Annotated in this window: 23 protein-coding genes and 1 pseudogene; 14 read left to right on the top strand and 10 right to left on the bottom strand. The window is 66.0% G+C overall.

What is annotated here, in order from left to right:
• Positions 1–36: 36 nt before the first annotated feature.
• Positions 37–2,226 carry a glycogen debranching protein GlgX gene (glgX, locus tag RR1_RS08025; RefSeq protein WP_010838441.1) on the top strand — a complete coding sequence of 730 codons (2,190 nt, stop codon included), beginning with the start codon at positions 37–39 and terminating at the stop codon, positions 2,224–2,226.
• Positions 2,227–2,271: 45 nt separating this feature from the next.
• A complete protein-coding gene (locus RR1_RS08020) occupies positions 2,272–3,897 on the top strand; it encodes an alpha/beta hydrolase (RefSeq protein WP_010838440.1) in 1,626 nt (541 codons plus the stop codon).
• Between the two features lie 59 nt (positions 3,898–3,956).
• On the opposite strand, the gene RR1_RS08015 is transcribed toward RR1_RS08020, so the two are convergent.
• The 3 genes from RR1_RS08015 to ctaD form a co-directional block, all read right to left on the bottom strand.
• Positions 3,957–4,697: an aminoacyl-tRNA hydrolase gene (locus RR1_RS08015; protein ID WP_010838439.1), complete on the bottom strand. Its 741-nt coding sequence runs from the start codon at positions 4,695–4,697 to the stop codon at positions 3,957–3,959.
• 13 nt (positions 4,698–4,710) lie between these two features.
• The gene (gene serB / locus RR1_RS08010; protein WP_040773438.1) at positions 4,711–5,955 is read right to left on the bottom strand and encodes a phosphoserine phosphatase SerB; all 1,245 of its coding nucleotides are present in this window, start codon (positions 5,953–5,955) and stop codon (positions 4,711–4,713) included.
• 124 nt (positions 5,956–6,079) lie between these two features.
• Complete coding sequence (gene ctaD / locus RR1_RS08005) at positions 6,080–7,834, bottom strand: aa3-type cytochrome oxidase subunit I (RefSeq protein ID WP_051111175.1); 1,755 nt, start codon at positions 7,832–7,834, stop codon at positions 6,080–6,082.
• Between the two features lie 358 nt (positions 7,835–8,192).
• Between ctaD and RR1_RS08000 the strand changes: the two genes are divergently transcribed.
• From RR1_RS08000 to RR1_RS07970, 9 genes are all read left to right on the top strand, one after another.
• Entirely contained in the window at positions 8,193–9,254 is a 1,062-nt protein-coding gene (locus RR1_RS08000; protein ID WP_010838436.1) for an ABC transporter substrate-binding protein, read from the top strand.
• A 3-nt stretch (positions 9,255–9,257) separates the two neighbouring features.
• Positions 9,258–9,731, top strand: coding sequence for an NUDIX hydrolase (locus RR1_RS07995; protein ID WP_010838435.1), 474 nt, complete (start codon positions 9,258–9,260; stop codon positions 9,729–9,731).
• A gap of 71 nt (positions 9,732–9,802) precedes the next feature.
• On the top strand, positions 9,803–10,144 hold the full coding sequence (locus RR1_RS07990; protein WP_010838434.1) for a hypothetical protein: 342 nt from the start codon (positions 9,803–9,805) through the stop codon (positions 10,142–10,144).
• Positions 10,144–11,367, top strand: a complete 1,224-nt coding sequence (locus tag RR1_RS07985) for a putative T7SS-secreted protein (protein ID WP_010838433.1) — start codon at positions 10,144–10,146, stop codon at positions 11,365–11,367. Before RR1_RS07990 ends, RR1_RS07985 begins: the two co-directional genes overlap by 1 nt.
• Positions 11,364–12,017 carry a hypothetical protein gene (locus RR1_RS21895; protein WP_010838432.1) on the top strand — a complete coding sequence of 218 codons (654 nt, stop codon included), beginning with the start codon at positions 11,364–11,366 and terminating at the stop codon, positions 12,015–12,017. Before RR1_RS07985 ends, RR1_RS21895 begins: the two co-directional genes overlap by 4 nt.
• The gene (locus RR1_RS21890; RefSeq protein WP_143153766.1) at positions 12,014–12,214 is read left to right on the top strand and encodes a hypothetical protein; all 201 of its coding nucleotides are present in this window, start codon (positions 12,014–12,016) and stop codon (positions 12,212–12,214) included. Before RR1_RS21895 ends, RR1_RS21890 begins: the two co-directional genes overlap by 4 nt.
• Before the next feature lie 2,355 nt (positions 12,215–14,569).
• Positions 14,570–14,824: a hypothetical protein gene (locus RR1_RS21885; RefSeq protein WP_010838425.1), complete on the top strand. Its 255-nt coding sequence runs from the start codon at positions 14,570–14,572 to the stop codon at positions 14,822–14,824.
• Between the two features lie 464 nt (positions 14,825–15,288).
• Positions 15,289–15,744 (top strand): hypothetical protein, encoded by a 456-nt coding sequence (locus tag RR1_RS07975; protein WP_010838422.1) that lies wholly within the window; start codon positions 15,289–15,291, stop codon positions 15,742–15,744.
• Positions 15,745–15,768: 24 nt separating this feature from the next.
• A complete protein-coding gene (locus RR1_RS07970) occupies positions 15,769–16,341 on the top strand; it encodes a hypothetical protein (protein ID WP_010838421.1) in 573 nt (190 codons plus the stop codon).
• Positions 16,342–16,370: 29 nt separating this feature from the next.
• Here the strand turns inward: RR1_RS07970 and RR1_RS07965 are convergent, their stop codons facing one another.
• From RR1_RS07965 to RR1_RS07940, 6 genes and pseudogenes are all read right to left on the bottom strand, one after another.
• Positions 16,371–16,862, bottom strand: a complete 492-nt coding sequence (locus RR1_RS07965) for a GNAT family N-acetyltransferase (RefSeq protein ID WP_010838420.1) — start codon at positions 16,860–16,862, stop codon at positions 16,371–16,373.
• 133 nt (positions 16,863–16,995) lie between these two features.
• The gene (gene nrdF / locus RR1_RS07960; protein WP_010838419.1) at positions 16,996–17,997 is read right to left on the bottom strand and encodes a class 1b ribonucleoside-diphosphate reductase subunit beta; all 1,002 of its coding nucleotides are present in this window, start codon (positions 17,995–17,997) and stop codon (positions 16,996–16,998) included.
• 51 nt (positions 17,998–18,048) lie between these two features.
• Positions 18,049–20,214 (bottom strand): class 1b ribonucleoside-diphosphate reductase subunit alpha, encoded by a 2,166-nt coding sequence (gene nrdE / locus RR1_RS07955; RefSeq protein ID WP_010838418.1) that lies wholly within the window; start codon positions 20,212–20,214, stop codon positions 18,049–18,051.
• Positions 20,184–20,661, bottom strand: a pseudogene (nrdI, locus tag RR1_RS07950) (class Ib ribonucleoside-diphosphate reductase assembly flavoprotein NrdI). Before nrdI ends, nrdE begins: the two are co-directional and overlap by 31 nt.
• A gap of 171 nt (positions 20,662–20,832) precedes the next feature.
• Positions 20,833–21,066 carry a glutaredoxin-like protein NrdH gene (gene nrdH / locus RR1_RS07945; RefSeq protein WP_010838416.1) on the bottom strand — a complete coding sequence of 78 codons (234 nt, stop codon included), beginning with the start codon at positions 21,064–21,066 and terminating at the stop codon, positions 20,833–20,835.
• A 494-nt stretch (positions 21,067–21,560) separates the two neighbouring features.
• Positions 21,561–22,124 carry an NAD(P)H-dependent oxidoreductase gene (locus tag RR1_RS07940; RefSeq protein ID WP_010838414.1) on the bottom strand — a complete coding sequence of 188 codons (564 nt, stop codon included), beginning with the start codon at positions 22,122–22,124 and terminating at the stop codon, positions 21,561–21,563.
• Between the two features lie 97 nt (positions 22,125–22,221).
• Here RR1_RS07940 and RR1_RS07935 point away from each other — a divergent pair, with 97 nt between their 5' ends.
• Both RR1_RS07935 and RR1_RS07930 read left to right on the top strand, forming a co-directional pair.
• Positions 22,222–22,866, top strand: a complete 645-nt coding sequence (locus tag RR1_RS07935; RefSeq protein ID WP_010838413.1) for a TetR/AcrR family transcriptional regulator — start codon at positions 22,222–22,224, stop codon at positions 22,864–22,866.
• A 53-nt stretch (positions 22,867–22,919) separates the two neighbouring features.
• Complete coding sequence (locus tag RR1_RS07930; protein WP_010838412.1) at positions 22,920–23,702, top strand: META domain-containing protein; 783 nt, start codon at positions 22,920–22,922, stop codon at positions 23,700–23,702.
• Here the strand turns inward: RR1_RS07930 and RR1_RS07925 are convergent.
• Positions 23,699–24,253, bottom strand: coding sequence for a nucleosidase (locus RR1_RS07925; protein ID WP_010838411.1), 555 nt, complete (start codon positions 24,251–24,253; stop codon positions 23,699–23,701). The genes RR1_RS07930 and RR1_RS07925 overlap by 4 nt on opposite strands.
• Positions 24,254–24,306: 53 nt before the next feature.
• Here RR1_RS07925 and nadE point away from each other — a divergent pair, with 53 nt between their 5' ends.
• On the top strand, positions 24,307–25,149 hold the full coding sequence (gene nadE / locus RR1_RS07920; RefSeq protein ID WP_010838410.1) for an NAD(+) synthase: 843 nt from the start codon (positions 24,307–24,309) through the stop codon (positions 25,147–25,149).
• The last annotated feature ends 11 nt before the right edge of the window (positions 25,150–25,160 follow it).

The raw sequence follows: 25,160 nt of genomic DNA, 5'->3' as shown, positions 1-25,160 counted from the left end.
CACATTCCCGGCGCCGTTGCACCAGGATCGGTAGCCGTGGCCGTACGCAGCACACCCGAGCCGAGCTCGCCGTTTCCGCTCGGGTCGACCTACTCGCGAGTAGCCGGCGGCGGCGCGACACGGTTCGCCGTCCACGCGCCCGACGCCGATGCCGTCGACGTCCGCCTGCTCGGTGACGACGGACGCGAGGAGCGCGTCGCACTGACAGAGCAGACGTACGGCGTGTGGCACGGCGTCGTCGAGGGCGTACGTCCCGGACGGCACTACGGCTACCGCGCACACGGCCCGTGGGAGCCGCGGCGCGGCGTCCGGATCGCGCCCGCCAAGGTGCTCCTCGATCCGTGGGGCCGGCGCGTCACGGGACGGATCGGCGACCGGGCGGCGCTGCGCGCGTACGCGGGGACCGATCCGTTCGGCGAACGCAGCGACGTGAATTCGTGGGGGCACACGCCGCTGTCGGTCGTCGCCGAGCCCGATACACCCGCCGAGACGACCCACCCGCGAACTCCGTGGGAGGAGACGGTGATCTACGAGCTCCACGTCGGCTCGTTCACCGCACGCCGCACCGACATTCCCCGCGAAGTGCGCGGAACGTACCTCGGACTCGCGCACCCGGCCGTGATCGAGTACCTCGTGGGGCTCGGCGTCACCGCCGTGGAACTGATGCCGGTGCACGCGATCGTGACCGAGGAATCGGTCCACCGTCGCGGGATGCGCAACCACTGGGGTTACTCGACCGCCGGCTTCTTCGCACCGCACCCCGGCTACGCGGTGCGTCCCGGCGAGGAGATCGGCGAGTTCAGGGCGATGGTCGCCGCGCTCCACCGCGCGGGCATCGAGGTGATCCTCGACGTCGTCTACAACCACACGTGCGAGGAACGCACCGACGGCATCTCGCTGAGCTGGCGCGGCCTCGACTGCCGCGGCTACTACCTGCTCGACGCCGACGGCGCCGACGTCGATCTCACCGGGTGCGGCAACACGATCGACGCGAGTTCGCCCGTGGCCGTGCGCATGATCACCGACAGCCTGCGGTACTGGGCCACCGTCATGGGTGTCGACGGCTTCCGTTTCGATCTCGCGACGGCCCTCGCCCGGCGTGGCGGCGCGAGCGTCGATCCGCGCGGCGCCCTGCTCACCGCGATCACGACGGATCCCGTTCTGGCACAGTGCAAGCTGATCGCCGAACCGTGGGACGCCACCGGGACCGGTTACGGGCTCGGCGCGTTCGAGCCGGCGTGGAGCGAGTGGAACGACCGCTACCGCGACACCGTGCGCAGGTTCTGGAACGGCGAGCAGGTCGTCGGCGAGTTCGCCTCGCGCGTCGCCGGTTCCGAAGACATCTTCGGCCATCCTCGACGGGTCGGCCATCTCGGCGGACCGCTCGAACCGTGGGGTGGCCGCCGTCGCCCCTGGGCGTCGATCAACTTCGTGACGGCACACGACGGCTTCTCGGCCACCGATCTCGTCTCCTACACCCGCAAGCACAACGAGGCGAACGGTGAGAACAGCCGCGACGGGACGGATCACAATCACTCGGTGAACCACGGAGTCGAAGGCCCGACCTCCGATCCCGCGGTCGTCCGCGCACGCGGCCGGCACGTCCGGGCGCTGCTCGCGACGCTCGTCTTCTCGACGGGAACGCCGATGCTGCGTGCGGGCGACGAGTTCGGCGCCTCGACGGGCGGCAACAACAACACGTACTGCGTCCCCGAGGAGACACCCGTCGCGGATGCGTGGCCGCTCGACTGGGAGGCCGCCGACGACGGCCTTCTCGACTTCGTCACGCGCGCACTCGCGTTGCGCCGCGTCTCCCCCGCGCTGCGTCAACCGGAGTTCTTCTCCGGCCGCGCCGCACCGGACGCGCGTCCCGACCTGGTGTGGTTCGACCGCGACGGCGTCGAGATGACCGACGCGTCGTGGCACTCTCCGGGTGCCGTGACCGTGCAGAGCTGGATCGAGTGTGCGGCGCCTCGCGCGGCATCCGACGACGACAGCAGGCTCGTCGTCGCACACGCGGGTCCCGCGGCCGAGGTGCGCACCGGACGGCCCGAGTGGTTCGACGGCACGCTGGTCCCGGAGTTCGACTCCTCGACGGCCGACGGCGTGCCCACCTCCCGTGATGCGCTTCCCGCGGGGAGCGTGATCCACCTCGACGGACCGACACTCCTGGTGCTGCGCGTCGTGGGCCGTCCGCCCCGAAACGCGCCTCGTCCGTTAGGGTGATCCGGACCCGTACGGCGAGGCGACGCGAAGGGATCACGAATCCTCATGCACGACAACCGCTCCAGTGCCCCTCCCCGCACTCTGCCCCTGTCACGACGACCTGCGGCGGCGGTTCTCGTCGGTGCCCTGCTCTCCGCCACGGCCGTCGCCGTGGCCCCCGCTGCCTCTGCCGCACCGGTACCCGAGCTGTCCTGGGCACCGTGCCCCGCCGAGTACGAGATCGATCCGGCGACCTCCTCGTGCACGAGCGTTCCCGTTCCCCGTGACTACGCGAATCCCGACGCCGGAACGATCGACGTCATGGTGACACGCCACGCGGCGACCGATCCCGGCGCGCGCAGGGGCGTGCTGTTCACGAACCCCGGCGGCCCGGGTGGTGACGCGATCGGCTCGAACGCCATGATCGCGCAGGCACTTCCGAGCGAGGTCCGGTCCGAGTGGGACGTCGTCGGCGTGCAGCCACGCGGCCTCCCGCATGCCGGTCCACTCGACTGCGCCGCAGGCGACGAACTGGCGCTCGCGACGGCGGTCGGCTTCGGCGGCGGCGCGACGCGCGCTGCGTGCGAGGCGAGCGCACCCGGCTCGACGTCCCACCTGACCACCGAGAACACCGCGCGCGACTGGGACGTCGTTCGCCAGGCTCTCGGCGAGGACACGATCGACGTGTACGGGCTCTCGTACGGCACGATCCTCGGCTCGACCTACGCCACACTCTTCCCGCAGCACACCGGCCGGATGGTCCTGGACTCCGCCGCCGACCAGAATTGGCTGTGGAACGACGTGCTGTGGCATCAGAACGACGGCTACAAGGGCCGCTTCTACGACCTCATGGACTGGATCGCCGCGCACGACGACGTCTACGGTCTCGGCACGACGCCCCTGGCCGTCTATCAGCGGTGGTCCGATCGCATCGTCGAGGAGGCCGGCGGAAATCCGACGATCGCGCCGCCGCCCGCGCAGATCGGCGACGTCCCCCCGGGTCTCGAGGCCGTCGCCGACGCCTACCGCGCCGGTGTCGATCTCACCGGCCCCGCGCGCGTCCGGTTCGAGGCGTTCGTGCGCATGCTCGCGAACCCGGAACACATTCAGCTGTCGTCGAGCGTCTACGCCCTCACCCGCCAGCTGCTCCCCGGCCGCAACAACTGGCCGACGCTCGCGCGGGCGGTCCGCGACGGCGAACTCCCCGAAGGAGCCTCACCGGCGGACATGAGCGAGGCCGAACTCGATGCGGTGGCCCAGGCACAGACGATGCAGTCGCTGATCCTCTGCAACGAGAACATCGTCGCGCCGCGGCCGGATCGCCTTCCCGGCTGGCTGTTCTCGACGTTCCTGCAGGGCGATCTGTTCGACATGATCGGCTACACGTACTCGTCCGGTGTCTGGTGCGCGGGTGCACCGCCGGTCACCGCGTTGCCACCGCTCACCGGCGCCGCGCTCGACGATGCGCCGCTCGTACTGCAGAGCCTGCGCGACCCGCAGACCCCGTACGACGGCGGCGTGCGGCTCGCGGAGCAGATGAGCGCCCATCTCGTGACCGTCGGCGGTGGCGATCACGGCACGGCGATCCAGGGCGGCAACACCGTCGTCGACACCGCGATTACCGAGTACCTGCGCACCGGCTCGACCGCGATCACCGAGGCACCCGAAGCGCCGATCAGCGCTCCACTCTGATCCTCCGCCACTCGACACCCCCGCCGTTGCGGCGAAGCAAGGGATGGATCGGAGCGGCCTCACGGTCGGGGTGTGGCGATCACCGTCGTCGATCCGGGCGCGACCTCGGTGAACCCCGCGTCGCGCACGCCTACGGCCTCACCGGAGTTCATGCGCGCGCGCACCGCCTCCCACTGCTGTGCGTCGGCGTCACGCACCGAACACGCGAAGCCCCGCTCCGCCCACGCCAGCGCATCCGGCGCGCTCATCGCGCCCGCGAGGATCATCGCGGCGTGCCCGACCTGGGCCGCCGCCTTGCCGACCGTCATGTCCAGACGCGAATCCACCCACAGCACGGGGAGTTCCGGATCGGGTGGGCCGGGCTCGTCGTGCTCCAGCTCGGTGCCACCGATCTGGAGTTTCCGGATTCGGGGATCGAGCTCACCGACCGGTCCCGGCACGAATGCCCTCGCCAGCGCGCCGTCGACATCCACCGTCACGCCCGGCACGTCCTGTGCAGCGAGCCACTGCGCACCGCGAGCGCGCCGCGCGACCTTGCGGATGCGCGCCGACGTCCAGGCGAGATAGTTCGCGCGCCACGGGCCCGGCTCCCCCGATTCCGCGTCGACGTCGACCCGTGGGTCGAAGCACACTCCGAGGACCGACTGCGCAGCAGCTGCGAGCACCGCACTGCGCGCGGGCGGGTCGATCTTGGGGAGGTGGAGCACCATCGGCATCGCGAGAACGCGATCGCGATCGGCCGGGTCGGGACGGTCCCCGTAACCGCGGGCCAGAACCGCGTGCAGATCCTCGAAACTCATCGGAGCCACCCCGTCACAGTGTGCGCGGGACCGGAGCGTCCAGCGGAACCCGGCGCCCCGTCCCGTCGAGTGCATCGGCGGCCTCGACCTCGTCGCGCGTGACGCCCAGCACGAACAGCACGGCGTCGAGGAACGGGAACGACAGTGCGGTGTCGGCGATCTCGCGCAGGGCGGGCTTCGCATTGAACGCGACGCCGAGGCCCGCGGCGTTGAGCATGTCGATGTCGTTCGCGCCGTCGCCGACCGCCACCGTCTGCGCCATCGGAATCCCGACCTGCGCCGCGAACTTGCGCAGCGCCGTCGCCTTCGCCGCGCGGTCGACGATGTCGCCGACGACGCGGCCGGTGAGCTTCCCGTCGATGATCTCGAGGGTGTTCGCCTGCACGAAGTCGAGTTCGAGATCGTGTGCGAGGCCCTCGATGACCTGCCGGAACCCGCCCGAGACGACGCCGCAGTGATAGCCGAGCCGGCGGAGCGTCCTGATCGTGGTCCTGGCGCCCGGCGTCAGCTCGAGCTCGTCCGCGACCTCCTGGATGACGGACTCGTCGAGCCCCTCGAGCGTCGCGACGCGCTGGTGCAGCGATTCGGCGAAGTCGATCTCGCCGCGCATCGCCGACTCGGTGACCTCGCGCACCTGATCCTCGACACCGGCGCGCGCCGCGAGCATCTCGATGACCTCGCCCTGCACGAGCGTCGAGTCGACGTCGAAGACGATGAGCCGCTTGGCACGGCGCGCGAGTCCCCCGTGCTCGACGGCGACGTCGACGCCCTCCTTGACCGCGACCTCGGCGAGGGCCGTGCGCAGTTCCTTGTCCGCGGCGACGCCCGACTTCGCGGCGCTCACGAGCAGCTCGAGTCCCGTGAGCGGGTAGTCGGCGATGCCGCGAATCGTGTCGATGTTCGCGCCGAGCGCCGCCAACGCGCGCGCGATCGACTGCATCGCTCGCGCACTCACCGGACTACCGAGAACGACGACGACGTGCGTCGACACCGAGGGGCGTCCGGGATCGGCGCCGATCTCGACGTCGACGTCCATCCCCACCGTCGCCATCGCGTCCTCGAGATCCTCCTGCAGCCGCTCGCCGTCACGAGCACCGCCGAGCAGGACGCCGAGCGTGAGGCGGCCGCGGATCACGACCTGCTCGACGTCGAGCAGGCTGACGCCGTGCCGAGACAGCACTGCGAACAACGCGGATGTGACACCGGGACGGTCGGGACCGGTCACGGTCACGAGAACGACGGCGTCGGTGGCAGCCACGAACGTCAACTCCGATCTGTTCGTCCCGCACCGATGACCGTGCGGGTTCCTGTCGATTCTGCCAAGCGAGAAGCCCCGCCCGGTGACCGGGCGGGGCTTCGTCGCAGCGATCGAGTCGCGACCGTCAGTGAGCGCGGTTCGAGGTGGTACCCGCGCCGAGCATTCCGCCCGGGGCGCCACCGCTGTGACCGCCTCCCACATGCGCTTCGTCGCGCATCCGTTCGACCATGTGCGGGTAGTGCAGCTCGAACGCGGGCCGCTCGGAGCGGATGCGCGGCAACTCGGTGAAGTTGTGCCGCGGCGGCGGGCAGGACGTCGCCCATTCGAGCGAGTTGCCGTAGCCCCACGGGTCGTCGACCGTGACGACCTTGCCGTAGCGGTAACTCTTGAAGACGTTCCAGATGAACGGCAGTGTCGAGGCACCGAGTACGAAGGCACCGATCGTCGAGACGATGTTGAGCGTCGTGAACCCGTCCGACGGCAGGTAGTCGGCGTAGCGGCGGGGCATGCCCTCGGCGCCGAGCCAATGCTGCACGAGGAACGTCGCGTGGAAGCCGAGGAAGGTCATCCAGAAGTGGACCTTGCCGAGCCGCTCGTCCATCATCCGGCCCGTCATCTTGGGGAACCAGAAGTAGATGCCGGCATAGGTGGCGAACACGACGGTGCCGAACACGACGTAGTGGAAGTGCGCGACGACGAAGTACGAGTCGGTGACGTGGAAGTCGAGCGGCGGGCTCGCGAGGATGACGCCCGACAGACCACCGAAGAGGAACGTCACGAGGAAGCCGACGGAGAAGATCATCGGTGTCTCGAACGTCAACTGGCCCTTCCACATCGTGCCGATCCAGTTGAAGATCTTCACACCCGTGGGCACGGCGATGAGGAACGTCATGAACGAGAAGTACGGGAGCAGCACCGCGCCGGTGGCGTACATGTGGTGCGCCCACACCGCGATGGAGAGCGCCGCGATCGCGAGGGTCGCGTAAACGAGGCCGCTGTAGCCGAAGATCGGCTTACGGCTGAAGACCGGGAAGATCTCCGACACGATGCCGAAGAACGGCAACGCGATGATGTAGACCTCGGGATGGCCGAAGAACCAGAACAGGTGCTGCCACAGCATGACGCCGCCGTTGGCGGGATCGAAGATGTGGCCGCCGAGATGGCGATCCATGTAGAGGCCCATGAACGCGGCGGTCAGCAGCGGGAAGGCGAGCAGGATCAGGATCGCGGTGATGAAGATGTTCCACGTGAAGATCGGCATCCGGAACATCGTCATGCCGGGAGCGCGCAAGCAGATGACGGTGGTGATGAAGTTGACGCCACCGAGGATCGTGCCGAGGCCGGCGACCGTGAGGCCCAGGACCCACAGGTCCGCGCCCAAACCGGGCGAGTGCAGTGCGCTGGTGAGCGGCGCGTACGCCGTCCAGCCGAAGTCGGCAGCGCCGCCGGGCGTCACGAATCCGGCAGTGACCATGATGCCGCCGAACAGGTACAGCCAGTAGCTGAACGAGTTCAGTCGCGGGAAGGCGACGTCGGGCGCACCGATCTGCAGCGGGAGAATGTAGTTCGCGAAACCGAACACGACCGGGGTCGCGTACAGCAGCAGCATGATCGTGCCGTGCATCGTGAACAGCTGATTGAACTGCTCGTTCGACAGGAACTGCAGGCCGGGCACGGCGAGCTCGGTACGCATCAGCAGGGCCATGAGTCCGCCGATGAGGAAGAACACGAACGACGTGACCAGGTACATGATGCCCAGTACCTTGGGGTCGGTCGTCGTGATCGCCTTGAAGACGAACGAGCCCTTCGGTCCCTGCCGCTGCGGATAGGGCCGGGCAGCAGCTGTCTCGGGGACTGGCTGAGGCGCTACGGCAGTCAATGATCCTCCTGAATGCGCGTCCACCCCGACCAGGGGGAAGACGGTCTTCTCTGGCTTGCGCTCTCCGGAATCGTAGACCGTCCGAATCGGGGCCGACGACTCGGTCCTACCCTGTGTCGTACTCGGCCCTCGCGCAACCGCTGGACCCTCGCTCTCACCTGCACCGTTCCCGGGCACTTCGTCCCGTAATCGGCACTCGCACAGGGCGCGTCGAATGCAAAGATGTGATGCGCATCACCGCAGCGGCAGAATCGGGGTGTGCGCTGGGCGGCGGCTAGGCTGAGTCCGCTCGATCCACGTCCGCTCGACCCACGTCCGCTCCACTCACGAGGGTCCGTCGAAGAGAAGGCCGTCGCACATGACTCTGCGTCCCGTGTTCCGTCCACGAGACCTGTCCCGCTCACGAGCGACGCCGGCCGTCGCCGCGCTCGCGCTCGGTGTGCTCGCAGTGGGCGGTTGTTCGGCACCCGCGGACGATCCGGCCGACTCCATCGTGCGGACGACGACGAGCATCGCCGGTGCCGCCGTCGTCGGAATCGAACGCGACACCGCCACCGCGTGCCCCGACCCCGTGCCCGCCGACCGGCCGGGTGGCGGCGTCCATCCCGTCGAGCACGCGGCCGGCACCACCGACGTTCCGGACGATCCCGCGCGGATCGTCGTGCTCGACCCGGCCGCGATGGACGCCGTGTGCGCACTCGGGCTGTGGGAGAGCGTCGTGGGAGCCGTCACCACCGACGGCCCCGTCGCGCAACCCGCCTATCTCGGGACGGGAATCGCCGAGATCCCGTCGGTCGGCGTCGGCACTGCCGATCCGGCACTCGTCGAGGAGGCGGCACCCGACGTCGTCATCGGTTCCGCTCCCGAGGCCGTCACCGCGCTCGGCACCGAGGCGCCCGCCGTCGCGATCGGCGAAGACTCCGTGCAGTGGAAGGACCGGTTCCGGCTCGCCGCTGCCGCGCTCGGACGCACGGCCGCGGCCGACGCCGCGATCGAGGCGTACGAGAACGAGGCACGCGGGACCGGCGAAGCGCTCGTCGCATCGCAGACCGAGGCATCCGTGGTGAACTTCGCTGGCGACACCCTCGTCGTCGAAGGCCCGGCGAGCTTCGCCGGCCAGGTGCTGGCCGACGTCGGGGTGCGTCGTCCCACGCAGCAGCGGCTCGAGGACGCCGTCACCCACGACATCACGTCGGACGTCGCGGCCGCCGAGGGCGACATCGTCTACGCGATCATGGACGACGCGAGCAAGGAGCACGCCGAGTCCGTCATGACGGGCGAGGACTGGGAGAAACTCGAGGCCGCCGTCGACAATCGTGTGTTCGCCGTAGAGACGTCGGTGTGGACCGGCGGCGGACTCGTCGCGGCCCGCGCGATGTTGACCGATCTGCAGAACACCCTCAACGGATACGCGAGCTGAGCCGTGGCCGTACCCGACTTCGTCAAGGAATTGCGATCGCACATCGGCCACGAGCCGCTCTGGCTGTCCGGCGTCTCCGCCGTCGTCGTCGACGACGGCGGCCGGATCCTGTTGGCGCGGCGCGTCGACAATCTCGAATGGGCCGTCGTGAGCGGCATTCTCGAGCCCGGCGAGGAGCCGGGCGACGCCGTTCGCCGCGAGATCGCGGAGGAGACCGGCATCGAGGTCGAGATCGACCGGCTCACGAGTGTCGACGTCACTCCCCCGATCCACTACCCGAACGGCGACGTGACGCAGTACCTCGATCTGTGCTTCCTGGCGCGCTGGACGTCCGGCGAGCCTCACGTCGCCGACGAAGAGAACATGGACGTTCGGTGGTTCGAACCGGATGCATTGCCTCGCAAGCTCGCCGACTCGTCGCGGCTCCGCATCGAGAAGGCGCTCGCCGGCGACGAACGGGCATGGTTCCGGCGGTGAACCGAGCCGTCCGAGGTTCGCGGTCACCTATCGGTTAACCTGATCGGGATCGAAAATCGCTAGGGGGGCCAGTGCCGGGGGAAGATCTCTATCTGGATGTCGCAGCGTTCGGTGTACTCATCGACACGCTCGACTCCGCAGCGGATGACATGAAGGCGGCGAACGATCGTCTCGCGGACACGAACAGCGGCGATCTGGGCAACGTCGGCCTGGACGCCGCCGCCGGAAAGTTTCGCGACAAGTGGCAGTACGGGATCGAGCAGATCGCGAAGTCCACGGCATCGATGGCCGACGGATTGCGGACCACACGTGACCTCTACGTCGCACAGGAGCAGGCCACCGCGGATTCGATCACGGCGGTCGGCAGCGCGATCCCCGACGTTCCCGCCGCTGGCTCGAGCCTCAACCTCTGATGACTCGGCCCGCATTTCCGGCACTCGGCTTCGACCCGTCCCCCGGCAATCCGTCCAGGGTCGCGTCCCTGTCCGACGAGATGGGCGCCGTCGCTGCGCGCCTGTTGTCGGCCAAGGAAGCCCTCATCCGCGTCGGGTACTCCGACGGGATCTGGCGTGGGCAAGCGGCGGACGCCTTCCGCAGCAAGATCGGCGAACTCCCCTCCTATCTGGACACTGCGGGCACCGCGATGCGGCGGGCGTCGGACGCCCTCGGCGTGTGGCGAGACGATCTTGTCTCGATGCAGCGTGATGCAGACCGACTCGAGGCCGAAGCGGCGATCGCGCGGCGCAATCTCGAGGCAGCGCAGTCGAATCCGGGTCTGAACGAAGCCGGTCGCACCTACGACGACGCCGCCTCGCTCGCCGCCGCACAGGCGCGTCTCGATGCCGCTGTCGCCCAACTCGCCAAGGCCAGGGACGAACTCGAAGCACTCCTCGACCGCGCGAAGATGCTTTTTGCCCGGCACGAAGAACTCGCGGATCTCACCGCGCGGCTACTCCGACAAGCCGCCGACGAAGCACCTGAACAGAGCCTGCTCGACAAGATCATCGACGCGCACAAGGCTCTGCTCGACGGAATCATCGACTTCCATCTCGAGATCTGGGAGTTCATCAAGGAAAACGCCGATCTGATCAACGAGATCTCGAACACGCTGTCGACCCTCAGCACCGTCTTGGGTACGGCTTCTGCGCTCACGCTCGCTTTTCCTCCACTCAGCGGCGCACTCGGAACAGCGTCATTGGCGCTCGGCGTTGCAGCTCTCGCTGGTCACGCTGTGGCGATGAGCGCAGGCTCCGAGAACGTGACGTGGACAGCGATTGGGATGGATGCGTTCGGTGTTGCCACCGGCGGGGCCGGAAAGATCATCGGGCTCTACGCCGAGTCTGCGACCGCAGCAGGCAACTTGGCACACAGTGCCGGCAAATTCGCCGAGAGCGGTGCACTTCTCGCGCAAGCTGACAATCTCATTGCTGTGGGAACCGATCTCACGAAGATGAGTGCATCCGCGTCACTCGCCACACCGGTTGGAATGAAGGCCTTCGGCGTGGAGGGAGCCACGACCATCGTCGACGACATCGGCGAGTATCTCGTCCCCGAGACTCCCTCGGAGCTCGCAACAACAGCATTGACTGGGCCGATCGTCGGCCCGGTCATCAACGTGGTTCGGGGAGACCGATGACCCTGGCACTATCGGTCCCTTCTGGCTTCATTCCTCTACCTGTAACCGGTGACAGCGAACAACGGCATGCCGATGCCTCGCTGATCGCGAGCTTGGCAGGCTTCACCTCAGGGCATGTGAGCGAGGCGATACTCGGGCTATCCGAAAAGCTTCACGAGTCGGGAGTCTTCTTTGCAGGCCAACTCGTCATCCCGGAGCTGGAGCCCGAGCACTACGCGTGCTTCACTATCGCCCGCACGAGTCTGGGCCATCGCAGACTGGATGTCGAGGACTCCGAAGAATCGGCGAGCGAGATGGCACAGGCAATCGGCTCTTCTCTCATGAAGAGCAATCCCGCCGCGGTGGTTCAGTATCGCGACCTCCCGTGCGGCCCGACCGTTCTCGTGCTCCGCTCCGGACGGATCGCGGCCCCCGACGCTGCATCGGGAGTCCGAAAAGAAGTCGCAGCGCCCGATCCAATCACGACAGACACGCTGCAAGCCCTGATTCCATCCCTAGTCTGCCAGGAGATTCTCGTCGCCAGCGTCGGCAGTTCATCGCGAGAACATTGGCCGACCTTTCTGAAGTACGCACTACAGATGATCTCCTCGATCCGGTGGGATCCACAATCGACCGAGAGCGAATCACCAGAAAGCGCGGGTTCACGATGACACACGTCCGCTCTTCCGATTCAGGACTTTTCGATGGGCGCGACATTGTGATCGCCACCCCAGGGCTCTATTCTTCACCGCAGGAGCTCGCAGAAGTCGCGTATCAGCACGGCTACGTGTTCGCGTGGGGCCAGCGCCACGGCCAATTCTCCGACATCACGCTGTACTACTTCCGGAACCTGTTCACGAACCAATGAGAACCGAAACAATCATCCTCGCGGCCGCCTCCGGCGGGTCACCTTCGGGAATTTTCGTCGCACTCGGAACAATCGCGGCGATCTCACTTCTCGTCGTGGCGAGAAACCCCCGGAACCGAGCTCGAGTAATTCGATGGCGAACCCACAGACGGCCTGTTTCCTACAGCACAGCCGAGGAACGGTTTCACTCCAAGTTCGACGGACGACCGATCGTCACTGCCGACCCCCGCCGCACGACTATCGCCGTGTCCAGGATGAACGCGATCGCGAACGGGTACGGATACTACTATATCGGCGAGAACGGTCACCTCGGCGTGAGCACCGAAGTTGCGTTTCAGAAGCTGCCTGGACCGCCGCCCATCCGCCTCCCATCCACTACGAATCGATGGAAGCCGATGGAATAGCGACTTTCCGACTTGTTCGGCAGCCACAACACTGCCGCATCCTCCCAGAGAAGCTCATATATGACCACACCCCGACCTTGGCCGTATTCGGATCCGACCGGGATCTACCATTACGAACTCTTCTTCGATGGCCGTGACGAGGTCGCTCTGATCGCAGATCCGAGGCTTTCTCCCGCCGAAGTCGCCGATACGGCGCGTCGGCACGGCTACGAATTCTCTCGAGGTAAGCGATCAGGGCGTTACGGGCAGGCCGAATACTGGCTGTTTCGGCTCTTGTACCCTGCAACGGGGATAATCACATGACGGACCACGGCACCGTTTCGGCTGCCAGCGGGTCTAGCGATTTCGCAACATTACTATCCGTCCTGGCGGTCACTATAGCAACTATGATCGCCACCGGAGTATTGCTCAGCCACCCGGTTCATCGACTCAAGATTGCCACACGCCGCCTGCGCGCGGGGAATCGTGGGCATCAGTTCAAACGAATCGACTCGAGGTTCGGGGAGGATCGCGTAGTCGCGATAGACCCTAGGAACTACACGATTCGGATTTATGAAATGAACCAGATCGCGAATCAACATGGCTACTTCTATGCTGGCGAAAGGGGAAACTCCGCCGGTGCAACACGCGTATTCTTCAACCGTAGGACAACTCCGCCACCGCCGCGAATCCCCAACATGGACACGCCTTCTTGGCGAGCAGTTCGAAGATTACGCGAAGGAATTCGGCCCAGATGAGTCCCCTCTGCTCTCTGGTCAACAGGTGACTTGGACGAGAGTCTCAGCGCCACCTCCGCGTGAAAAACCTCTGACGTGCTGGTCGCGCCCGACCACGGCTCGCGAGATTCCGTCTGCGGGAATCTTCACTCGGCGGTTGGGGATCCGATCGGGCGGTGGTACCGATCGACAACGCCGCCACAATTGCTGTCCATGGATTTCGGAATGCAACGCAAACAGGATATGGAAAACCTGATAGCACTCGCATTTGCGATCATCGATCGCCTTGATGTCGGTGATCCGATTGTCCAGGAGGGCAGACGATGAACCACCCGCCCCGAGCACCTCCCGCCCTACGCGCACTGGTTCGACGGCAGCGCCCTGGTCGAGTTCGGAGCCTCGCACCATATCCACCCCGAGGTGCTCGCACGTGTCGCCTATGAGTGTGGATACGTGTTCGCCTACGGGACGAGACGGGGCAGCAACGGACTCGACGTCAGTACCTACTATTTCCGCCGACTGTTCCCAGCCGATTGAGAATGAACCGACACATGCACATACTCCTGGATCCCGCTGTCGTCACGTTGGCGTCGGAAGCCCGCCAGGGCAGTGGGGCGGCTGCAGTCACAGTCGTAATCGTCGGGTTCGCAGCGTCGACGCTCCTCGCTTTCCAGATCGCTTTTCGCCTCGATCACCGAATCATCTGCTGGTGGGGCCGTAGACGCGCCGCCGGAGAGGACGAACAGATCCGCCGGATCGACGCAAAATTTCACGGTAAGGATGTCGTCGTCATCGATCCGCGATTCTACACGATCTCCGTCGCCTGTATGAACGCCATCGCTAACTCGCACGGCCACTATTACATCGGCGAGAGAGGCAACATCGTCGGGAGCACCCAGGTGGCTTTCCAACGACTGTCCGGGCCTCCCCCGCTACGAATACCTGCCGCCCCCAGCCGATGGCGCCCGCTTGATGCCTAATCAAGCTCGCACATAAGGATGGCGAATGACCGATCGGAGTTTCGGTACCGTTCCCGTTCGACCTTGCCCCGAATTGCTTTTCGACGGACGCGACGAGGTTTTGCTGCTCCCCGACCCGAGACTGGACGCCGCTGAGGTCGCCCGGGTCGCGAGATTGCATGGATACGAGTTTGCACGCGGAAAACGGTCTGGCCGCTATGGTACGTCCGATTTCTGGTGCTTCCGACTCCTCTACCAGCGCCCGGAGGCTCACCGATGACCGCCATGTTCGCAGCCGGGTCCGCCGGCGAGTCAGCGAGCTTTCTCGAGGTACTGGGCTTCGCGCTGCTCGGCCTCGCCCTGTGCACCATCGCGGTAAGCAATCCCATCCATCGCCTCAAAATCGCAACTCGCCGCCTGCGCGCGGGCTCCGAGGCGAGCCAGCTCAATAATCTGGACAAATTGTTTCGGACAGAGCAATATCGTTGTCGTAGATCCGCGCAACTTCACCGTTCCGATATATACGATTAATTGCGTCGCAAACAGGAATGGGTTCTACTACATCGGTGAGCGCGGAAATCGACGTGGAGCGACCCGTGTCGGGTCCGAACGAATGCCCTCACCTCCTCCACCGAGAATTCCAACAATGGATTCGGAAAGCGTGCAGTTCATCCTCCATACTAAACGCTTCTAAGGTCGATTCCGGACCGGGTTGACCTAGTAGCACGGTCACGTATGGGATCTCGAAACACTGTTCTAGGAGTCCTCTTGTATCTACCACACGAGCAAAGCAATCCGGGAACATTTGCCGCTTATCGTTCGCGCATCGCAGCAAGATTCAACGGTGATGACCTCGTCGAAATATACTCGGAATCGCTTCCTCCTCACGAACTGGCGTTGATCGCCGCGACAAAGGGATACGCGTTCGCATGGGGTATGCGCGGGAAATACCAAAGGACCGGAAACTTCTATTTTCGAAAGACCACACTCGACCGATGATGCAACGCGATTCGCTAGGAAGACCGTGGCATTCCGATTTCGTGACCGTCCTCGCCAATGCGGCTGATTCGGCGCCGGCCAACACTGCAATTCAGTTCGCTTTCTGGGTTCTGCTGATTCTCGGCTTCGCGGCGCTCGGCCTCTTTCCGGTCCACCACCGACTGAAGGTGTGGTATCGGCGTAAGACAGCCGCCCCCACTGACATCCAGAAGAGCCGCATCAGCGAACTGTTCAACGGCCGTTCGATAGTCACCGTGGATCCGCGCAACTACACGATCAGCGTTGCCGAGATGAACGCCATCGCCAACAGCTTCGGCTACTACTACATCGGCGAGACGGGCTACACCTTCGGAAGCGTCAAAGTGGCGTTCCAGATGCTTCCCTCGCCTCCCTCGCCTCGACTTCCCACACTGCGTCACCGGTGGTCCGCATACCCGACTCAGCTGCGATGACAACTCCTGATCGGCAGGTGCCCGGTGCCTGAAGACGCCACGTGGTCACCGTTCGTCCTGTCGCTGGTCGCGTTCGTCGCTCTGGCCGCCCTGGGTGCAGTGGCGATCTCGGCCCTGCGCGGGCGATTCCTATCGCACGAGGACAAGGCTGCGCGGTTCGCCCGTCGGTTCGACGGCGAAGACTGGGCTTTCGTACCCATCCTCCGCACCGGGCTCGACCCGACCGTCATGGCGCAGATAGCTGCTTCCTACGGATACGTGTTCGCTGCGAACCACTTCGCAGTCGGCGGACCGTCGTATCACGCGTTCGCCCGGGTACTCGCACCGCCGAACACCGGCCGCGAACTCCGGTTGGACGACGAACTACGGCTCCACGTCATGGAGCAGTTCGACAGCGGACGAACGCGCCTCGAATTCGTGAACCGCACGTTCGCGGCCCTCCCGATCGTGGCGATCGCACGTCTGGCGAACGAACGCGGACTCCTCTTCGTGAGTGCTGAGGTGCTCCCGTACGGCGGTCTGGCGGTGTCGTTCGCTCCGGCGACCGCGATGCCTCAGTTACCGATTCCCGTTGGGTTCTGGACCGGCAAGCGCTGACCCGCCCGATGAATCACCGAAGCCCTCGATCACACCGTAAACGCCCCAGACGACCGGCCTTCCAACTCCAAGGTGCGCACCAGAACGACTGCGCCTTCGCGCGGCACATGCCCCTGGAATCCGAGCGCACGGTAGAAGGCGACTGCTCCTTTGTTCTCTCGTCGAATCACCGCACGCAATGCGTCGAGCCCTGCCTGTCGCGCGGCGGCGAAAGTGGCATCCGCCAATTGCTTCCCGATTCGGGAGCCTCGCGCACCCTTCGCGATGAAGGTTCCGATGTCTGCGGTTGCGGAGGGCAGGTCGTCGTGAAACCGCTCGGTCGTCTGGAACCCGAGCGCATGCCCGTTCTCGTCGACCGCAACCATGCAGGTGACGCAGTGTGGACCGGACATGAACCACTCCGCCAACTCTTGTGGGCTCAGCGGCCCGTCGATCGCGGTCTTGCCGCCTTCCTCGATGATCGCATTCAAAATCGTCGCGAGCGCCTCGGCATCGGCCTCGGTAGCGTGCCGGATCGTCATCGAGACTCACTCTCTGCTCGTCGAGCCGCCTTGTCGCGCGGCCGAATACAGCGGACACGAAAGGCCCGAATCTGCGGTTGCTCGCGGATCCGGGCCTCCCGTCAGCACTACGAGTTGCAGCGGCAGCAGGGTGTCAGAAGTCCCAGTCCTCGTCTTCGGTGTTGACGGCCTTGCCGATGACGTAACTCGAACCCGAGCCCGAGAAGAAGTCGTGGTTCTCGTCGGCGTTCGGCGACAGCGCCGACAGAATCGCCGGGTTCACGTCCGTCTCGTCCTTCGGGAACAGGCCCTCGTAGCCGAGGTTCATCAGTGCCTTGTTCGCGTTGTAGCGCAGGAACTTCTTGACGTCCTCGGTGAGGCCGACCTCGTCGTAGAGGTCCTGGGTGTAGTCGACCTCGTTGTCGTACAGCTCGAAGAGCAACTCGAACGTGTAGCCCTTCAGCTCTTCTCGCTCGGCCTCGGTGAGCTGCTCGAGCCCCTTCTGGTACTTGTAGCCGATGTAGTACCCGTGCACCGCCTCGTCGCGAATGATCAAGCGGATCATGTCGGCGGTGTTCGTGAGCTTCGCGCGCGACGACCAGTACATCGGCAGGTAGAAGCCCGAGTAGAACAGGAACGACTCGAGCAGGGTCGAGGCGACCTTGCGCTTGAGCGGATCGTCGCCACGGTAGTAGTCCATGACGATCTTGGCCTTGCGCTGCAGGTTCGGATTCTCCTCCGACCAGCGGAAGGCGTCGTCGATCTCGCGCGTCGAGCAGAGCGTCGAGAAGATGCTCGAGTACGACTTCGCGTGCACCGACTCCATGAACGCGATGTTCGTGAGGACGGCCTCCTCGTGCGGCGTGACGGCGTCCGGGATGAGCGAGACCGCACCGACCGTGCCCTGGATGGTGTCGAGGAGCGTCAGGCCCGTGAACACGCGCATCGTGAGCTGCTGCTCGTGCGGGGTCAGCGTCGCCCACGACTGGATGTCGTTGGACACCGGCACCTTCTCGGGCAACCAGAAGTTGCCGGTGAGGCGATCCCACACCTCGGCGTCCTTCTCGTCGGGCACCCGGTTCCAGTTGATCGCCGAGACGCGATCGATCAGCTTGATCGGGGCCCCGTCCGCGGGTGAATGCGGTGCGGCAGTCATGACACTTCCTCTATTCGGTCACGGATTGTTCGGTGGTAGGTGCGCCTGATGTCACAACATGCACGAAACGCAATTTTCCACCTCGGTCCCCTCGAGCGCCATCTGGCGCAGGCGGATGTAGTACAGCGTCTTGATTCCCTTGCGCCACGCGTAGATCTGGGCCTTGTTGAGATCGCGGGTCGTCACGGTGTCCTTGAAGAACAGCGTCAGCGACAGCCCCTGATCGACGTGCTGCGTCGCCGCCGCGTAGGTGTCGATGATCTTCTCGTACCCGATCTCATACGCGTCCTGGTAGTACTCCAGGTTGTCGTTCGTCAGATAAGGCGCCGGGTAGTAGACGCGACCGATCTTGCCTTCCTTGCGGATCTCGATCTTCGACGCCACCGGGTGGATGGAGCTGGTGGAGTTGTTGATGTAGGAGATCGACCCGGTCGGCGGGACGGCCTGCAGGTTCTGGTTGTAGATCCCGTACTCCTGCACCGACGCCTTCAGCTCACGCCAGTCGTCCTGCGTGGGGATGTCGATGCCGGCGTCGGCGAACAGCTGCCGCACCTTCTCCGTCTTCGGCTCCCACACCTGATCGGTGTACTTGTCGAAGTACTCACCCGACGCGTACTTCGAGTCGGGGAAGCCCGCGAAGTACGTGCCGCGTTCCTTCGCGATCGCGTTCGACGCCCGGATCGCATGGAACACAACGGTGTAGAAGTAGATGTTCGTGAAGTCGACACCCTCGTCGGAGCCGTAGTGAACACGCTCGCGAGCGAGGTAGCCGTGCAGATTCATCTGCCCGAGTCCGATGGCATGGCCCTCGTCGTTGGCCTTGCGGATCGACGGAACGGAGTCGATGGACGTCTGGTCCGCGACGGCGGTCAGTGCACGGATCGCGACCTCGACGGCCTGACCGAAATCATCGGAGTCCATCGCCTTCGCGATGTTCATCGAACCCAGGTTGCACGAGATGTCCTTGCCGATCTTGCTGTAGGTGAGGTCGTCGTTGAACTCCGACGGCGTCGACACCTGCAGGATCTCCGAGCACAGGTTCGAGTGAGTCACCTTGCCCGCGATGGGATTCGCGCGGTTCACGGTGTCCTCGAACATGATGTACGGGTAGCCCGACTCGAACTGCAGCTCGGCGAGCGTCTGAAAGAACTCGCGCGCCTTGATCTTCGACTTGCGGATCCGCTTGTCGTCGACCATCTCATGGTACTTCTCGGTGACGTTGATGTCGGCGAACGGAACCCCGTAGATACGCTCGACGTCGTACGGCGAGAACAGGTACATGTCCTCGTTCTTCTTCGCGAGCTCGAACGTGATGTCCGGGATCACGACGCCGAGCGAGAGCGTCTTGATGCGAATCTTCTCGTCCGCGTTCTCGCGCTTGGTGTCGAGGAAGCGGTAGATGTCGGGGTGGTGCGCGTGCAGATACACCGCACCCGCGCCCTGCCGCGCGCCGAGCTGGTTGGCGTACGAGAACGAGTCCTCGAGCAGCTTCATGATCGGGATGACGCCCGAACTCTGGTTCTCGATGCGCTTGATGGGCGCGCCGTGCTCACGAATGTTGCTCAGCAGCAACGCGACTCCGCCGCCGCGCTTGGACAGCTGGAGCGCGGAGTTGATGGCGCGGCCGATCGACTCCATGTTGTCCTCGATGCGCAGCAGGAAGCACGACACGGGCTCGCCGCGCTGCTTCTTGCCCGAGTTGAGGAAGGTCGGTGTCGCAGGCTGGAAACGGCCCGAGATGATCTCGTCGACGAGCTTCGTCGCGAGCACCTCGTCGCCGGCGGCGAGGGTGAGCGCCACCATGCACACGCGATCCTCGAACCGCTCGAGGTAGCGCTTTCCGTCGAACGTCTTGAGCGTGTAGGACGTGTAGTACTTGAAGGCGCCGAGGAACGTCGGGAACCGGAACTTCTTCGAGTACGCGTGATCGATCAGCGACTTGACGAAGCTGCGCGAGTACTGCTCGAGAACCTCGGGCTCGTAGTAGTTCTCCTCGACGAGGTAGTCGAGCTTCTCGTCCAGGTTGTGGAAGAACACCGTGTTCTGGTTGACGTGCTGCAGGAAGTACTGACGCGCCGCCGCGACGTCCTTGTCGAACTGGATCTCACCGTTCGGCCCGTACAGGTTCAGCATCGCGTTGAGGGCGTGATAGTCCAGGCCCTCGTTCACGTCGATACGAGAGGTCTTCACCTCGGTGTCGGTGATGGTCGGTGCCATTGCTGCTCCTGATCACGGGTCTGGATGTCGCGGTCGCGGGATTCGATGTCGCGCCAGCCCCTCCCGGACCCGCTCGACGTCCTCAGGGGTGCCCATGAGTTCGAAGCGGTACAGGTAGGGGACCTTGCACTTCTGGGAGATGATGTCGCCTGCCATCCCGAAAGATTCGGCGAAGTTGGTGTTGCCGCCCGCGATGACACCGCGGATCAGCGAACGGTTGTGCTCGTTGTTGAGAAATCGGATGACCTGCTTGGGCACGTAGTGGGTGTCGCGGCCCGTGATCGTCCAGCCGCCCCCGTAGGTGGGGACGATCAGGACGTACGGTTCGTGCACTTCGAACGTGCCCTCGCGATCACGCAGTGGAATCCGCGTGGCAGGCACTCCGAGCTTCTGGACGAATCGGTGTGTGTTCTCCGACGTGCTGGAGAAATACACCAGCGAGGTCATCGGCTCTCACCAGGTTTCCTGCTCTGTGTTGCTTGTCCGGTGTCACCGCGCGGGGTTGCTTGTCCGGTGTCACCGCGGGAGTCGGTCCGTGCGTCTCGGAGGGTCTTCCCCAAGCTCCTCCGCCGCCGCCGTACCGGGCCGGTCGCCCGCTCGAGTGGGCTCGCCTGCCGTTCAGGCAGCGGCGACCGTGAGCGCCTTGATGCGATCGGGACGGAAGCCCGACCAGTGATCGTCACCGGCGACGACGACGGGCGCCTGCAGGTACCCGAGCGCCATGACGTAGTCACGGGCCTCGTCGTCCTGCGAGATGTCGATGGAGGTGTACTCGATGCCGGCCTTGTCGAGGGCCTTGTAGGTGGCATTGCACTGGACGCACGCGGGCTTGGTGTAGACGGTGATGCTCATGGTGTGCCTCTCTCCCCTGCCTGACGCAGCTGACGAACTCTGTGCTGTCTGCTCCGAGTGCTGTGCTCGGCGCCCCGATCGGCCGGTTTTCGCTGGCCCGCCGCCTCGGCCTCGCCGTTCGGTGTCCGTCGAAGCCCTTGTGGTCTGTCGGTGTCCCAGACACTACACCTAGTGGCCGACGCTTTTACCGAAACCCATGATGTTGTGAACGACAATCGTGAAATTTCACCACCCGGAGTCCTGCGAGAACGCCACGAACCCCAGGTCGAGGCCTGTGCGCGGGCTCACCGATTCGTGGCGTGTCGCAGCCCGTCGGCGTGTCGCGGACCCGGAAGTAACCAGTGGGTTGCCAGAGCCGTCGAACGGTACCTCTTCAACGCCCGATCGAGCCGTGAGATTCCGTCGTCCGCGCCCGTCACCACGGCCACCCCGCCCCCGAACACGACGACGCCGCCGGTGCACTGTGCACCGGCGGCGTCGAGGAGAGCTGCGGGTCAGACGGTGGCGAGCTGACCCGTCGCCTCGACGAGGCTGCGCACGACCGCCTCGACCTCACCGACGACCTGAGCGTCGTCACGCGGGTGGGTCTCGGCGAACTTGCCCATCGTCTCGCCGATCGACAAGCTCGCGTCCTCGACGACCTTGCCACCCGCGATGCCGACGGCCTTGACGGTGTCGTCGTGCGCCCACTTCGCGGCGTTGGGGCTGATCGACGAACTGATGATCGCGACCGGCTTGTCCTTGATCGCGCCCGCGCCGTAGGGCCGCGAGAGCCAGTCGATGGCGTTCTTGAGCACGGCCGGGATGGTGCCGTTGTACTCGGGCGTCACGAGCAGGAAGCCGTCGGCCTCGCCGCCGGCGGCACGCAGCGCGCGCACGGCCGGAAGGTCGGCGCCCTCGACGTCGAGGTCTTCGTTGTAGAACGGCAGGTCCGCGAGACCCTCGTGGATCGTGAGGTCGGCGTCCTCGAGGTGCGTTGCGCCGGCGATCTCCGCGAGCTTGCGGTTGATCGACTCGGTGCGGAGGCTGCCCACGAGAACGAGGATGTTGTTGGCCATGTGTGACGAGTCCTTCGATAGTCGAGCTGTGCACCGCGAATGTAGTCCCGAACCGGACTGTGGTCCACATGTACGTCCGACGCGGTAAGATGTCGGCGTGTCTCTCGACAACATCTCCCTCGGCGCTCCAGCACCGCGCGAACGAGGCGATGCCGCACGAAACCGCAGGCTGTTGCTGGACGCCGCCGCCGCGCTCGTCACCGAACTCGGTGCGTGTGCCGTGACGATGGACGCCGTCGCCGCCCGCGCAGGTGTGGGCAAAGGCACAGTCTTTCGCCGCTTCGGCAATCGCGCCGGGCTCATGCGCGCCCTCCTCGATCAGACGGAGACAGACCTCCAGGAAGCGTTCCTCACCGGGCCGCCGCCGCTCGGCCCCGGGGCCCCGCCCCTCGACCGCCTCGTCGCGTTCGGCCGCGCGCGCCTCGCCGTCATCGACGTCCAGGGCGAGGTGGTCCTCGAAGCCGACGAGTCGCCCACCGACCGGTTCGCCGTTCCCGCCCGCTTCGTCGCCCTGACCCACGTACGCATGCTGCTCGCCTCCGCGGGCGTCCGCGGCGACCTGCACCTGCTCGCCGAATCCCTGCTCGCGCCGCTCGACGCCGCGCTCGTCATGCACCAACTGCGCGAACGCGGGATCCCGCTCGACCGCATCGCACAGGGCTGGGCGGACCTGGTGCAGCGCGTCGCCGGCTCCCCGGAACCGCGCACCACCGTGGGCATCGACGCTGCAAACGAGCAGTAACGATTGGGTGCGACCCGCCCTGTTCGCCGCGTTCGCGGCTTACCTTCGGCTCCATGCGCCCGCTGCGTATCGCCTTCGTGCTGTCGACGCTCGTCGTCGCCGGCACGGTGACCGCGTGCGTCGCCAACAGCGACGCGAGCCCGCCCGACCCGACGGGTCGGACCTTCGTGTCCACCGCGGTGGACGGCGACCCGATTCCGGGCGGCGGGCCGCTGACGCTCACCTTCGGCGACGACGGCAGGCTCGCCGCCGACGCGGGCTGCAACCGTGGCTCCGCGCCCGTCGACTTCTCCGAAGGGCGCCTCGCCACCCGCCCGTTCGCGATGACGATGATGGCGTGCCAGGGCGAGCGGGCCGATGCCGATCACTGGCTGACGGCCCTCTTCGACGCGCAGCCGTCGTGGTCGCTGACCGGCGACACGCTCACCCTCACCGCCCCGGGCACCGCCGTCCATCTCGCCGAGCCACCGCCCGAGCCGGACCGCTCCGTCACCGGCACCCGCTGGATCGTCACCGCGCTCACGTCGCCCGACGCCGTGACGAGATCGGTCGCCCTCGAGACGTCGCCACCCGAGATCACGGTCTCGACGGACGGGACCGTCACCGGGAGTACGGGATGTCACCGGCTCCGGGCCGACGCCGAGATCGGCGACACGGGCATGGTCGTCGGCGACGCCATCACCACGGACGAGCCGTGCCCGCCCGAACTCGCCGAACTCGAGCGCGCCGTCCTCGATGCCCTCGCCGGTCACGTCACCGTGACGGTGGAGGGCACCAGCGCGCACTGGGTCAACGATCGCGGCCTCGGCTTCGAACTCCGGGCGTGGCCGCTCTAGCCGAACCGACCGGTGAGCCACCGCGCGAGTTCGCCCGCGCTCGCATCGACCACCTGCGCCCACGAGAGCGCCGATTCGTCGGCGCCGTCGCTGACGTGCTTGACGAGCCGGCACGGAACACTCGCCCGCGCACACGCCCACGCGATCGCGAATCCCTCCATGTCGACGAGATCCGCGCGACGCGCGAGTTCGTCGCGCACCGCGGCCTCCGACACGAACACGTCACCGGTCGCGAGCACCGAGCCGTCGCCGCCGGCGACGTCGAGCGTGTCCTGCGCGTCGTATCCCATCGAGCGCAGGACGTCCGCGCTGATGTCGTGGTTGAGCACACGCGACGGCACGAACATGCCGGAGTGGTGCGCGTGCAGCGCGCCCACGGTGCCGATGTTGACGACCCACTCGGGTGGGGTGTCTCGCGACGCGAGGGCGGCGGCGACGGCACTCGCCGACGCGACCTTGCCGATGCCCGTGACGAGGACGTCGTAGCCGTCCGGAACGTGGGCGGCCTCGGCGGCTGTCGCACTCACCACCAGCACATCGCGTCGCGTCATGGCGCCGAACGTACCTTCTGCGGCGCGCGATCTCGCTCGCTAGAGTCGGGATCATGACGACTCTGCGTGCCGAGATCATCGACGAACTGGCGGTGAAGGCGTCCATCGACCCCGCCGAGGAGATCCAGGATCGCGTGCGATTCCTCAAGGAGTACCTGCGCACGACCGGTGCGAAGGGGCTCGTCCTCGGCATCAGCGGCGGCCAGGACTCGACGCTCGCGGGCCGGCTGTGCCAGCTCGCCGTCGACTCGCTCCGGCAAGAGGGAGGCGAGGCGTCGTTCCTCGGGGTCCGGCTGCCCTACGGGTCGCAGTCGGACGAGGACGACGCGCAGGTCGCGCTGTCGTTCATCGAGCCCGACCGCTCGATCGTCGTGGACGTCGCGCCCGGTGCCGACGCGACGGCCGCCGAAGCAGCGAGGGCGCTCGAGGACGTCTTCGGCCACACCGGCCGGCTGCGCGACTTCGTGCGCGGCAACATCAAGGCGCGCGAGCGGATGGTGCTGCAATACGCGATCGCCGGACAGCTGGGCTTTCTCGTCGTCGGCACCGATCATGCCGCCGAGGCCGTCACCGGGTTCTTCACCAAGTACGGCGACGGCGGCGTCGACCTCACCCCGCTCACGGGCCTCACGAAACGTCAGGGTGCCGCGCTACTGCGCGAACTCGGCGCACCGGAGAGCACGTGGAAGAAGGTGCCCACGGCCGATCTCGAGGACGGCCGTCCCGCGCTGCCCGACGAAGAAGCACTCGGCGTGCGCTACGAGGAGATCGACGACTATCTCGAAGGCGCGGACGTCGAGCCGGAGGTGGCGGAGAAGATCGAGGGCATGTTCCGCGCGACGCGGCACAAGCGCACCGTCCCCGCTGCGCCGCTCGACACGTGGTGGCGCGAGTGAGGTGCACACGG

Origin of the sequence: Rhodococcus rhodnii NBRC 100604 (assembly GCF_001894925.1) — a bacterium.
In the GTDB taxonomy this organism is placed as follows: Bacteria; Actinomycetota; Actinomycetes; order Mycobacteriales; family Mycobacteriaceae; genus Rhodococcus_F; species Rhodococcus_F rhodnii.
Note: the sequence above shows the minus strand (reverse complement) of the source record. Positions and strands in the feature narration are given on the sequence as shown.

Bases quoted from the DNA above. Each gene is read 5' to 3' on its own strand.
- nrdH (WP_010838416.1), bottom strand. From the start codon at position 21,066: ATGAGCATCACCGTCTACACCAAGCCCGCGTGCGTCCAGTGCAATGCC.
- RR1_RS08015 (WP_010838439.1), bottom strand. From the start codon at position 4,697: ATGAGTTTCGAGGATCTGCACGCGGTTCTGGCCCGCGGTTACGGGGAC.
- nrdE (WP_010838418.1), bottom strand. From the start codon at position 20,214: ATGGCACCGACCATCACCGACACCGAGGTGAAGACCTCTCGTATCGAC.
- RR1_RS21890 (WP_143153766.1), top strand. From the start codon at position 12,014: ATGACACACGTCCGCTCTTCCGATTCAGGACTTTTCGATGGGCGCGAC.
- RR1_RS21885 (WP_010838425.1), top strand. From the start codon at position 14,570: ATGACCGCCATGTTCGCAGCCGGGTCCGCCGGCGAGTCAGCGAGCTTT.
- RR1_RS07985 (WP_010838433.1), top strand. From the start codon at position 10,144: ATGACTCGGCCCGCATTTCCGGCACTCGGCTTCGACCCGTCCCCCGGC.
- nadE (WP_010838410.1), top strand. From the start codon at position 24,307: ATGACGACTCTGCGTGCCGAGATCATCGACGAACTGGCGGTGAAGGCG.
- RR1_RS07940 (WP_010838414.1), bottom strand. From the start codon at position 22,124: ATGGCCAACAACATCCTCGTTCTCGTGGGCAGCCTCCGCACCGAGTCG.
- RR1_RS07975 (WP_010838422.1), top strand. From the start codon at position 15,289: ATGATGCAACGCGATTCGCTAGGAAGACCGTGGCATTCCGATTTCGTG.
- RR1_RS07925 (WP_010838411.1), bottom strand. From the start codon at position 24,253: ATGACGCGACGCGATGTGCTGGTGGTGAGTGCGACAGCCGCCGAGGCC.
- nrdF (WP_010838419.1), bottom strand. From the start codon at position 17,997: ATGACTGCCGCACCGCATTCACCCGCGGACGGGGCCCCGATCAAGCTG.
- RR1_RS07930 (WP_010838412.1), top strand. From the start codon at position 22,920: ATGCGCCCGCTGCGTATCGCCTTCGTGCTGTCGACGCTCGTCGTCGCC.
- RR1_RS08020 (WP_010838440.1), top strand. From the start codon at position 2,272: ATGCACGACAACCGCTCCAGTGCCCCTCCCCGCACTCTGCCCCTGTCA.
- RR1_RS07965 (WP_010838420.1), bottom strand. From the start codon at position 16,862: ATGACGATCCGGCACGCTACCGAGGCCGATGCCGAGGCGCTCGCGACG.
- RR1_RS08000 (WP_010838436.1), top strand. From the start codon at position 8,193: ATGACTCTGCGTCCCGTGTTCCGTCCACGAGACCTGTCCCGCTCACGA.
- RR1_RS21895 (WP_010838432.1), top strand. From the start codon at position 11,364: ATGACCCTGGCACTATCGGTCCCTTCTGGCTTCATTCCTCTACCTGTA.